Below are 10861 nucleotides of genomic sequence, written 5' to 3'. Positions count from 1 at the left end.
ATTATTCATTATTAACTATTAATTCTTGATAATGTACAACGGAACCTTGATCCCGTGCCGCACCTTATCCACAGTCGTCCCAAAAATCAAATCCTTGAATCCGGAATGGCCGTGCGTGCCCATGACCAGAAGGTCAAAACCACCTTCGTTCACGATTTTCGGGATCATTTTCGCCGGTTCGCCAAAGGCCAACTGGGTTTGTGCGCGGTAGCCTTTCAGCAGCAAAATATCTTTGTATTCCGCCAAAAGCTTCTCGTCCACGGAAGTTTCGTGGTCTTCAATACTGTCGCCGTACATCATCGCGCCCACGGTTTCCACGACATGGATCAGCGTATAATTCGCTTCCTCGCCGCCCAATGAAAAGGCGTGGTTGAGCGCGCCTTCATCCGCTGCAGAAAAATCCACAGAAACGGCAATATTTTTCTTTTCACGTATCGCCGCCGCACCCACTTTCAGTTTCAAGCTATGCGGCGAATGGTTGTAAATATCGGTTTTCGTCCGCGAGAAAAACGGACGGAAAATAATGTACAGCAACAGCAGCGCAAAACCAATGGCCAACGGCACGACCGTAAGCCACAGCACCGTCGGGTTCGACGAACTTTCCAGCCAGCCCGTGATTTCTTCATACACCAAACGCGCGTTGAGCGACACGATGACCAGCGCAATAATCCAGGCGGCGATCTGTGTGGGCAAACCAATGTGAAAACCTTTCATTTTGTGCTTGTCGCTCACAAAATGGATCAGCGGAATGATGGCAAAACCCAGCTGCAGGCTCAGAATCACCTGACTTAATATGAGCAATTTCCCGGTAATGCCTTCGCCGAAAATCGTAATCACGATTACCGCCGGTACAATTGCAATCAATCGCGTCAAAATCCGTCGTACCCAAGGCCTGATGCGCAAATTCAGGTAACCTTCCATGATGATCTGGCCGGCGAGCGTACCGGTAATCGTAGAACTCTGTCCGGCCGCAATCAAGGCCACGGCGAAAAGTATCGGTGCCCATTTCGTTCCCAACAACGGTTCAAGGAATTGGTGCGCGTCTTGGATTTCGGCCACGTCGAACATGCCGTTTTTATAGAACGTGGCCGCGGCCAGGATCAAAATGGCGGCATTCACGAAAAACGCAAGATTCAGCGCAATGGTAGAATCGATGAAATTGTATTTGATGGCTTGTTTGATGCCTGATTTCGTACGGTCGTATTTCCGGGTTTGCACCAACGAAGAATGTAAATATAAATTATGTGGCATGACCGTGGCGCCAATGATCCCGATGGCGATGTACAACGCGGCTTCGCCCGGCAAGGACGGAATCAATCCTGTGGCGATCTTGTCCAGTTCGGGCTGCGCGAAAATCATCTCACACACGAACGACACGCCGATGATGGCCACCAGCGTGATGATGAACGCCTCCATTTTCCGGATGCCTTTGTTGATCAAAAACAGTAACAAAAATGTATCGAGCACGGTAATGATCACACCGTCGATGAGCGAAATCCCAAACAACAAATTAAGCCCGATGGCCATACCCAAAACCTCGGCCAGGTCACACGCCGCGATGGCGATTTCGGCCAAGAAATACAGCACGTAGTTCACCGGTTTCGAGTAGGTTTCCCGCGAGGCCTGCGCCAAGTCACGTTGGGTTACAATGCCCAGACGCGCGCTCAAACTCTGGAGCAAAAGCGCCATGATGTTGCTCATGAGCAATACCCAGATCAGCGCATACCCGAACTGGCTGCCACCGGCGATATCGGTCGCCCAGTTGCCCGGATCCATATACCCGACGCTGATGAGATACGCCGGCCCGAAAAACGCCAATATCTTGCGCCACCAAGTGGTCTTACTCGCCGGATTGACCGACTCGTGTACTTCTTCCAAGGATTTGCTTGCCATACCGAATTTATTTAAATTGTTTCAAAATTACAGATAATTTATATATTTCAAAATTAATTTTTAGATTTGTCTAAATTTAAGTTTTTATGAAACATTTCTTCCCGCTTCTTGTCATGCTATTCTTTATCGGTGAAGCCGTCGCACAGGAACAGCAACAGCGCGAACCCATCCAGACCGACCGCCCAGACCAGACCGAAACCCCGGCGCTCGTGCCCACAGGCATGTTCCAGATGGAAAACGGTTTCCTGTATCAAAAGGAAAATGACGACGAAAACAGCTTGGTCACACCAACGATTTTGGCCAAGTACGGCGTGAATGAAAACTTTGAATTGCGCCTGATTGTTGAATACAACACCATTGAATCTGGCGACCAAAAAACCTCAGGCTTCAACCCAGTTTTGATTGGCACCAAAATCAAGATGTGCGATGAAAAAGGCATTGTCCCGAAAACCTCGTTCATCGGGCATTTGCTCCTCCCGAAATTTGCTTCCGAAGATTTCAAAGCCGATTACTACGCCGCGGAGTTCCGCTTTGTGATGCAACACACCTTAGCCGAAAACCTCAGCCTGTCGTACAACCTCGGCGCCGAATGGGACGGCATTACGCCAGATGCCACGTTCATTTACACCTTGGCCACGGGCTTCACTTTTACAGACAAACTCGGCGGCTACGCGGAACTGTTCGGGTTCGCGCCACAAAACGATACCGCCAACCACAGCTTTGACGGCGGCTTTACGTATTTGCTGTCAAATGACATGATGGTAGACCTTTCCGGCGGTGTGGGATTGACTGACAACGCGCCCGATTATTTCGTTTCCTGCGGGTTTTCGTTCCGGATTTAACTTATCTTCGCCTTTATTTCTGGGCGATGAAGCATTACGATTACATTTTCACCGGCGGCGGGCTTTCGGCCTTGATGACGGTTTACCGGATGGCTGTTTCCGGAAAATTTTCCGCGAAATCTGTGCTGATCATCGAAGCAGACGCGCAAAAATCCAATGACCGGACATGGAGTTTTTGGGAACCAAACGGCGGCGAACTCGATGCCGTCGTGACTCGAAAATGGGACGCTGCGCTTTTTGCCGACAGCGACTTCCGCAAGGCGCTCGACCTCTCGCCCTACCGCTACAAAACCATCCGCAGCCATGACTTCTACGACCTGGTTGATAAGGTGATTTCGGCGCAGTCCAACATCGAACGCATCCACGAAAAAGTCGTTGATTTTTACGAGGCCGGAAATCATGGTGTGGTGAAAACCGAAAGCAGAAGTTTCACCTGCAACAAAGTCCTCAACAGTATTTACAGCCCGGATTGGGCCGCGGCTCAAGACAAATATCCGGTGTTGCAGCAACATTTCATCGGCTGGTTTGTCAAGACTTCAGCACTCGTGTTCAACCCAAACCAAGTGACTTTCATGGATTTTTCGGTCGCGCAACAAGGCAACACGCGTTTCATGTATGTGTTGCCGTTTTCAGAAACCGAAGCGCTGGTGGAATACACTTTATTTTCCAAGGATTTGCTCCCGGAAAATGCCTACGAAACCGCGATTGAAGCCTATCTCAAAAATCTTGGCACGACTGATTTTGTGATTACCGAAAAAGAACGTGGCAGCATTCCGATGACGTGCTACAAATTCTGGAAACGCAACTCGAAACACATCCTGAACATGGGCTCGGCGGGCGGCTGGACCAAAGCCAGCACGGGTTACACGTTCAAGAATACCATGAAGAAATCTGCGGCGCTGGTGAAATTCCTGGAAACGCATACCGACATGCGGCAATTCCATCATACCAACCGCTTCTGGTTCTATGATTTGCTGTTGCTGGACATCCTGGATCGGCACAACGGTCGCGGGCACGAGATTTTTTCATCGATGTTCCGACGCGCAAACCCGGTCACAATCCTGAAATTCCTGGACGAGGAAACCTCGCTTTCAGAAGACTTGCACATCATCTGGAACTGCCCGAAAAAACTGTTCATCAACGCGCTTTTTAAAAGGCTTGTGCGATGAATAGCCCAAAGCTATAGCGGCGATACCATTTATCAATTGTCAATTGTCAATTGTCCATTCGTCTTTCGTAAATTTGCGTCCGAAACTTACACTCAAGATTATGTATCCAGAAGAAATGGTAAAACCCATGGAAGCCGAACTTACGGCAGCCGGTTTTGAAGCCTTACATACAGCCGATGCGGTTGAAAACGCCATCAAGAAATCAGGGACGACGCTCGTCGTGGTGAATTCCGTTTGCGGATGCGCCGCCAGAAATGCGCGTCCGGGCGCGAAAATGTCGCTCGACAACGGTAAGAAGCCCGAAAACCTCATCACCGTTTTTGCCGGTGTAGACCGCGAAGCCGTTGATGCCGCACGCCAGCACATGTTCCCGTTTCCGCCATCGTCGCCAAGCATGGCACTGTTCAAGGACGGCGAACTCGTACACATGTTGGAACGCCACCACATTGAAGGCCGTCCGGCAGAAATGATCGCCGACAACCTCAAAGACGCGTACGACGAATTCTGCTGATAAAAGCGAAAGATTTTAAGCCACGGGTTGACGGATTTTTATTCGTGAATCCGTGGTTTTGTTTTAGGGCTGGACGAATTCGGAAGGAATGGCGAATAATAAATCCTGTTCCTGTAAGAAATGCGACAGTTGCGTGATTTCTTCGTTATCGGAATCGACGTGTCCCGAAAGCAGCTTTTCAATATTCGCTTTGGTTTCGGCCGAGGTAAATTTCACCAGGAATTCCTTTCCCGGGGCGGTAATCAGACAGTCTTCGTCTGAGAAATCTGCATTGAGTTCCGGGTGGAAAACAAACTGTTTTGGCATATCCGGAAAAGCCTTTTGCAATAGTTTGTACAACGCGCCCAAGACTTTTTCGGGCGTGGTCGAGGTCAGGCAAACGCGGTCTTTGCAATTCAGGATGACATCGTAATTACAACGCAGGTCGCAATTGCCGGCCTTGCCCCAAACCACTTCATTGTGCGTGGAGAAACAGCCCCACGAACCCGGTCCGGTTGGGCCGTAAATACCCACGATGGGCACATTGAAAGCGCCGGCCACGTGCGTAATACCGGCATCGTTCCCGATATGGAACATCGCGCCGGCCATGGCTTTGCCTACATCGCCGATTCCGCCGGTGACCAATTCCACATAATCGGGTTTTTCCGCAAAATGGGAAAGCAATTCCGGATCGTCCGGGCCTTGGATGACTTTGCACCTGAGTTGCGGATACAACTTGTGGATTTGCTCAACCAGCGCGGCGTAACGTTCGGCGGGCCAGACTTTCAACTGGAAACCTGCGCCCGGATGAATCGTATAATACGGGTTCTTGAAATCGGTGCTGCGCCTGAAGTATGGGAATTTTACGCCTGTGCGATGCGCATCCGGATGGAACTTCAGCATCGCGTCGATGTAATGCCCGATGGCGTGCTGTTTGACTTTTTTGTGCGTGGCGTAGCGGATGGCATGCGGCAAATCGTATCCTCGGAATGCGGGATAATTGCCCAACTCTATGACCAAGTCGAACTCCGATTCACGTACCGGGATTTCGGTTTCATCCACTACGGTAATTCCGGGCAGGTGCTGACCGAAAAAGGAAACCAAACGCGGCGCCACGGCGAATGATACGTGTTGCGCGGTTTCTTTCAACACATACAATGACGGCAAGCAGAAAAAGATGTCGCCCAGACCGCCGTAAGACTTATAGACGAGCACGTTGCCAAGGGTTTTCTCGACCGGTTTCACCACGGCCAACGCCACAGCCACGGCGTCCCAGAAATTATCGGGCGTTTCGCGGATTTCCTTTTTGGCGCGGGCGATGTCGTTCGGATAAAAATCAAAAGAAAACGTTCCGATGCGGTCGTTGCCGATGATGTCGCAACCCGACAGAAACGCTTCGGCGGCCAACCGTCCGGAAGGTTCGGGCCAATACGGCTGGCAAAAAAAGGTCTTGGTCTTGCCCAGTATTTTCAGGACTTCATCGTTCGGTATCGGTTCCTTGAAAATCACGTTGCCCGGAATCGGCTTTTGGATTTGGTTCGCGCCATACACCACAAACCGCCTGTCCGGGTTCTCGGCGGCAAAATCAACAAATGCTTCGCCGCCTTTCAAAAAACTCAGGTCGCCGAAGAAAGGAACGGTGTATTCGTCTTTTTTGGCCGACGGCTGCAGCGCATCCACATCTACCGTTGGCGGCATGATCATGTGGTGTTTCACCGCCTCGCCGTAGAATTCCCTGTGGCTTTCGTAGTGCTTGGGCGACTGGAAGAAATTCATCCTGGAATGGGCGAACAACTCTCGGTACAAATGAAATTTATCGGTGTTGCAACACAACCTGTATTGCCGGTCAACGGTACACAAAATGTTACGCCTGACGCAGAAGTTGTAGTCGAATTCAATCTTGACGTATAGCGTCCCGCTGGAGATGATGTGCTGGAGCAATTCCAACTCAAAACGGCACCGCGACGTGCTGTTGACCACGACCAGATCGGCGCCGGTGATTTTCTCTTTCACCGACGCAAAGTGGCGCAGCAAATCATGAGAAACGCGAAAACCCCGCTTTATTCCCAGTGCCATTAACTGATTGATCGTCAACTCGGCACCGCGCAACAAAGCGAGGTTTGTATCGTGTAAAAAGAGGATGTGCTTCAAGACAATCGGTTAATCGTCATAGTAACCATCATCGTAATAGCCGTCATCGTAGTAACCGTCATCATAATAGCCATCGTCATAGTAACCGTCGTCATAATAACCGTCATCGTAGTAGCCATCGTCGTAATAGCCGTCGTTGAAGTTGTCGTCGTCGCTGCTGCAAGAAGCCAGGCTGTTGCCCACGACAAAAAGGCTCGAAGTCACCAAGAGTAACTTGCCCGATTGCGATAAGAATTTCCGTCTGTCCATAGCCGTATGTGTTTCAAATTGGTGAAAAAACGCAGGGATTGGCGTATAGGGTCGCGTCCCTGCTATCAGAGGAACAAGTATAAAACAAATTTCCCTACCTTTGCAACCTAAAATATTTTTCTCACTTAATTTGTTTATAGCATGCAACTGTACAACACGTTAAGCGCGGAAGAGCGGGCCAAGCTTATTGACGAGGCCGGAAAGCAGCGACTCACGTTGTCTTTCTACGCTTATGCGCGCATCAACAATCCTAAACAATTCCGCGACGACTTATTCTTGGCCTGGGAACCGCTAGAGGTTTTGGGGCGCATTTACGTGGCGCACGAAGGCATCAACGCGCAACTCTCTTTGCCGGCCGACCATTTCTATACCTTCCGCGACACACTCGAAGCCTATGATTTCATGCAAGGCATCCGATTGAATGTAGCCGTGGAGCAAGACGACTATTCTTTTTTAAAACTCACCATAAAAGTCCGCGACAAAATTGTGGCCGACGGACTCAACGACGACACGTTTGACGTGACCAACAAAGGCATCCATTTGAAGGCGGCCGAATTCAACAAGATGTTGGAAGATCCGAACACGATTGTGGTGGATATGCGCAACCATTACGAAAGCGAGATCGGGCATTTCGTGGGCGCCATCAAGCCCGATGTGGACACGTTCCGCGAGTCGTTGCCGATTATCGAAGACCAACTTTCGGACGCAAAATCGGGGAAGAATTTCCTGATGTATTGCACCGGCGGCATCCGCTGCGAGAAGGCGTCGGCGTATTTCAAACACAAAGGTTTTGAAAACGTTTATCAGCTGGAAGGCGGCATCATCGAGTACGCGCGCCAGGTGAAAGCCGAAGGGTTGGAAAGCAAGTTCATCGGGAAGAATTTCGTGTTTGACCATCGTTTGGGCGAACGCATTACGGACGACATCGTTTCGGAATGCCACCAATGCGGCAAACCGTGCGACAACCATACGAACTGCGCCAACGAAGCCTGTCATTTGCTGTTTATCCAGTGCGACGACTGCAAGTCCACGATGGAAAATTGCTGTTCGACGGCCTGTGTTGATGTGATCCATTTGCCGGAAGAGCAACAAAAAGCGCTGCGCCGCGGGACGATGAACGGCAACATGATTTTCAAGAAAGGAAAGTCTGATGTGTTGACGTATAAAAACCATGCGCATGGCGTGGTCGGGAAAGCGGTCGAGTCGAAAGTCGAAAGTCGAAAGTCAAAAGAAAAAATACAAAAGACCTTAATCGGCAAAGGCATCCACTTTTTTCCAAAGGCATCTATTGGGCAATTTTTGATTGAAAAAGACGAATTGAAAACCGGCGACCAAATCCTGATCAAAGGCCCAACGACCGGCGAACAAATACTGACCGTGAACGACATGTTCGTGAACGACGCGCCGGCCACTTCGGCTGCGACAGGCGATTTGGTATCCATCAAACTCGACTTCCGGATCCGGCTGTCCGACAAGTTGTACCGCATCAATCCGTAACCATGAAAAAGATAGAACTCATGGCGCCCGCCGGTGATTTTGAATCGCTGCAGGCCGCGCTCGACAATGGTGCCGATTCGGTCTATTTCGGGGTGGAACAACTCAACATGCGCGCGCGTTCCACGGTGAATTTCACACTCGAAGATTTGCCGGAAATCGCCAAAAGGTGTGCGGCCAAAAACGTCCGGACCTATCTGACGCTCAACACGATCATCTACGACCATGATTTGTCGGTGGTGAAAACACTGCTGCAGGCCGCGAAAAAAGCCAACATCACGGCAGTCATCGCGTCCGACCAAGCAGTCATTGCCATGGCGCGCGAAATGGGCATCGAAATCCATTTGTCAACACAGCTCAACATCACCAACATCGAAACCATCCGGTTTTACAGCCTGTTCGCCGATACGATGGTCTTGAGCCGTGAATTGAGTTTGCGTCAGGTGAAGAAAATCACCGCGCAAATCGAGAAAGACCAGATCAAAGGCCCGTCGGGGAAACTGGTCGAGATCGAAATCTTCGGGCACGGCGCGCTGTGTATGGCGGTTTCAGGCAAATGTTACCTGAGCCTGCATTCGCACAACTCGTCGGCAAACCGCGGCGCCTGCAAGCAAAACTGCCGCAAGAAATACACGGTCATTGACCAGGAAACCGGCTTTGAGATTGAACTCGACCACGAGTACATGATGTCACCGAAAGATTTGTGCACCATTGATTTCCTGGACCAGATTGCCGATTCGGGCGTGCAAGTCCTGAAACTCGAAGGCCGCGGCCGCGCACCCGAATATGTCGCGACCGTTACCCGCTGTTACCGCGAGGCGATTGACAGTTTGCACGACGGCACGTATTCGGACGAAAAGGCAAAACGCTGGATGGGCGAATTGGAAACCGTGTACAACCGCGGCTTCTGGTCTGGGTATTACCTTGGGCAGAAACTCGGCGAATGGAGTGCGGTTCCAGGATCGATGGCCACGCAGAAAAAAGTCTACGTCGGGAAAGGCAAACATTATTACCCGAAAGCCGGCATCGGCAGTTTCCAGATCGAAGCCTACGATTTGACCGTGGGCGACAAAATCCTGATCACCGGCCCAACCACCGGTGCGCAACAACTCGTGCTGGAAGAAATGTTCGTGGACGACGCCGCGAAAGACAAGGCGGTAAAAGGCGAGGTATGTTCGTTTGCGTTGCCGTTTCGGGTCAGGCTGTCGGACAAACTCTATAAAATCGTAGAGAACTGATGCTTGTCGTGACGCTGCAACGCCAGAAATGCATCGGCTGCAATTACTGCGTAGAAATGGCGCCGGCACATTTTGCCATGTCGAAAAAAGACGGCAAAACGGTGTTGCTCCACAGCCAGGACAACAAAGGTTTCCACACGTTCAAAACCAAGGAACATGTGCTGGAAGAAACGTTCGAGGCGGCGGCCAAAGCCTGTCCGGTGCACATCATCAGTTGCAAAACCACGTAATCGTTAAAAATGACCGGGCGCGCCACGCTGTCGGGCAAATTGCCTAACTTGCCACGCTGATTTGCCATGGACATCTACAAAATCCTCAAATTCAACCAATTCATCAAAAGCCACCGCATCAAGTTCCTGGGGTTGTGGTTGCTGTCGGTCTTGAACAAACGCTATCTCGCGATTCAGTTCGATCCGGTTTTGGCCTGTAACCTGCGTTGCAAGATGTGTTATTTCACCGACGATGAATACGTCAGGAAAAACATGAAAGGCATGTTCAAGGAAGACGACATTGAACCTTTAGCCAAAGCATTTTTCAAGAATGCACTCAAGTTGCAGATTGGTTGCGGCGCCGAACCGACACTTTTCAAGCACAATGTAAAACTCATCGAAACCGCAAAAAAGCACCGTGTTCCGTACATTTCCATGGTGACCAACGGGAATTTGCTCACCGCCGATGACGTCATGGCGTTCGCGAAAGCCGGCATGGACGAAATCATCCTGTCGATGCACGGCGTCACGCGCGAAACGTATGAGGATTTGATGGACAAAGGCGATTACGACAAATTCCACGGGGTTTTGCAAGCCGTGACCGACGTCAAGAAAACCTACCCGAATTTCAGGTTGCGCATCAATTACACCTTCAACCAGGACAATTTTTACGAGCTGAAAGATTTCTTTGACGTGTACGGCAAGTATGCCATCGACATTATTCAGTTGCGCCCGATCGACAAAATCGGGGAAACGACGTACCATGAATTCAGCCTGAAAAAAATCGAACAGGATTATGCGCAGGTTTCGGATTTCCTGAAGGACGAAGCGCAACAACGCAAAATCACCTTGCTCTACCCGAAATCCATTTCCCGAAACGAAGAAGTATCGTTGACAGTCAAAACCGAGAACAACAGTTCGTACCTCATTCCGTACACGTATTGCTACGTTTCGCCGCGCTATTCCTGGAAAGACGATTTCAATTGGCGCGAAGAATCGTTCGCGGCCTGGCAAAAACGCAACGGCTGGAACAAAGAACTGCTCCGAAACACCTTTATTTCGCTGGAAAAACTGGAGAAAATCAACCGGAACATGCTGAATTATTCGGTGGAGATCAACTAGGTTT

General features: G+C 50.3%; 10 protein-coding genes. 7 read left to right on the top strand and 3 right to left on the bottom strand.

The features are described 5' to 3' along the window. Positions 1-18: 18 nt before the first annotated feature. On the bottom strand, positions 19-1893 hold the full coding sequence (locus tag ACM9J1_RS03890) for an Nramp family divalent metal transporter (RefSeq protein WP_415580628.1): 1875 nt from the start codon (positions 1891-1893) through the stop codon (positions 19-21). 86 nt (positions 1894-1979) lie between these two features. Here ACM9J1_RS03890 and ACM9J1_RS03885 point away from each other — a divergent pair, with 86 nt between their 5' ends. The 3 genes from ACM9J1_RS03885 to ACM9J1_RS03875 all read left to right on the top strand — a co-directional run bounded on the left by ACM9J1_RS03885 (position 1980) and on the right by ACM9J1_RS03875 (position 4415). Further along, complete coding sequence (locus ACM9J1_RS03885) at positions 1980-2735, top strand: transporter (RefSeq protein WP_415580627.1); 756 nt, start codon at positions 1980-1982, stop codon at positions 2733-2735. A gap of 26 nt (positions 2736-2761) precedes the next feature. Beyond that, a complete protein-coding gene (locus ACM9J1_RS03880) occupies positions 2762-3904 on the top strand; it encodes a lycopene cyclase family protein (RefSeq protein WP_415580626.1) in 1143 nt (380 codons plus the stop codon). Positions 3905-4004: 100 nt separating this feature from the next. Beyond that, a complete protein-coding gene (locus ACM9J1_RS03875; protein WP_415580624.1) occupies positions 4005-4415 on the top strand; it encodes a BrxA/BrxB family bacilliredoxin in 411 nt (136 codons plus the stop codon). Between the two features lie 63 nt (positions 4416-4478). Here the strand turns inward: ACM9J1_RS03875 and ACM9J1_RS03870 are convergent, their stop codons facing one another. Continuing rightward, positions 4479-6545 carry a glycosyltransferase family 9 protein gene (locus tag ACM9J1_RS03870; RefSeq protein WP_415580623.1) on the bottom strand — a complete coding sequence of 689 codons (2067 nt, stop codon included), beginning with the start codon at positions 6543-6545 and terminating at the stop codon, positions 4479-4481. A gap of 9 nt (positions 6546-6554) precedes the next feature. After that, positions 6555-6794 (bottom strand): hypothetical protein, encoded by a 240-nt coding sequence (locus ACM9J1_RS03865; protein WP_415580622.1) that lies wholly within the window; start codon positions 6792-6794, stop codon positions 6555-6557. A 141-nt stretch (positions 6795-6935) separates the two neighbouring features. Between ACM9J1_RS03865 and trhO the strand changes: the two genes are divergently transcribed. The 4 genes from trhO to ACM9J1_RS03845 all read left to right on the top strand — a co-directional run bounded on the left by trhO (position 6936) and on the right by ACM9J1_RS03845 (position 10857). Then, positions 6936-8291, top strand: coding sequence for an oxygen-dependent tRNA uridine(34) hydroxylase TrhO (gene trhO / locus ACM9J1_RS03860; RefSeq protein WP_415580621.1), 1356 nt, complete (start codon positions 6936-6938; stop codon positions 8289-8291). 2 nt (positions 8292-8293) lie between these two features. Beyond that, entirely contained in the window at positions 8294-9526 is a 1233-nt protein-coding gene (locus ACM9J1_RS03855) for a peptidase U32 family protein (protein WP_415580620.1), read from the top strand. Beyond that, on the top strand, positions 9526-9756 hold the full coding sequence (locus ACM9J1_RS03850; protein ID WP_415580619.1) for a ferredoxin: 231 nt from the start codon (positions 9526-9528) through the stop codon (positions 9754-9756). Before ACM9J1_RS03855 ends, ACM9J1_RS03850 begins: the two co-directional genes overlap by 1 nt. Before the next feature lie 66 nt (positions 9757-9822). After that, the gene (locus ACM9J1_RS03845) at positions 9823-10857 is read left to right on the top strand and encodes a radical SAM protein (protein WP_415580618.1); all 1035 of its coding nucleotides are present in this window, start codon (positions 9823-9825) and stop codon (positions 10855-10857) included. The last annotated feature ends 4 nt before the right edge of the window (positions 10858-10861 follow it).

Source organism: Flavobacterium longum (genome assembly GCF_965137575.1).
Lineage (GTDB): Bacteria > Bacteroidota > Bacteroidia > Flavobacteriales > Flavobacteriaceae > Flavobacterium > Flavobacterium longum.
The sequence above is the reverse complement of the archived record's forward strand: the minus strand, read 5'-3'. Positions and strand labels throughout refer to the sequence as shown.

Bases quoted from the DNA above. Each gene is read 5' to 3' on its own strand.
- ACM9J1_RS03890 (WP_415580628.1), bottom strand. From the start codon at position 1,893: ATGGCAAGCAAATCCTTGGAAGAAGTACACGAGTCGGTCAATCCGGCG.
- ACM9J1_RS03885 (WP_415580627.1), top strand. From the start codon at position 1,980: ATGAAACATTTCTTCCCGCTTCTTGTCATGCTATTCTTTATCGGTGAA.
- ACM9J1_RS03880 (WP_415580626.1), top strand. From the start codon at position 2,762: ATGAAGCATTACGATTACATTTTCACCGGCGGCGGGCTTTCGGCCTTG.
- ACM9J1_RS03875 (WP_415580624.1), top strand. From the start codon at position 4,005: ATGTATCCAGAAGAAATGGTAAAACCCATGGAAGCCGAACTTACGGCA.
- ACM9J1_RS03865 (WP_415580622.1), bottom strand. From the start codon at position 6,794: ATGGACAGACGGAAATTCTTATCGCAATCGGGCAAGTTACTCTTGGTG.
- trhO (WP_415580621.1), top strand. From the start codon at position 6,936: ATGCAACTGTACAACACGTTAAGCGCGGAAGAGCGGGCCAAGCTTATT.
- ACM9J1_RS03855 (WP_415580620.1), top strand. From the start codon at position 8,294: ATGAAAAAGATAGAACTCATGGCGCCCGCCGGTGATTTTGAATCGCTG.
- ACM9J1_RS03850 (WP_415580619.1), top strand. From the start codon at position 9,526: ATGCTTGTCGTGACGCTGCAACGCCAGAAATGCATCGGCTGCAATTAC.
- ACM9J1_RS03845 (WP_415580618.1), top strand. From the start codon at position 9,823: ATGGACATCTACAAAATCCTCAAATTCAACCAATTCATCAAAAGCCAC.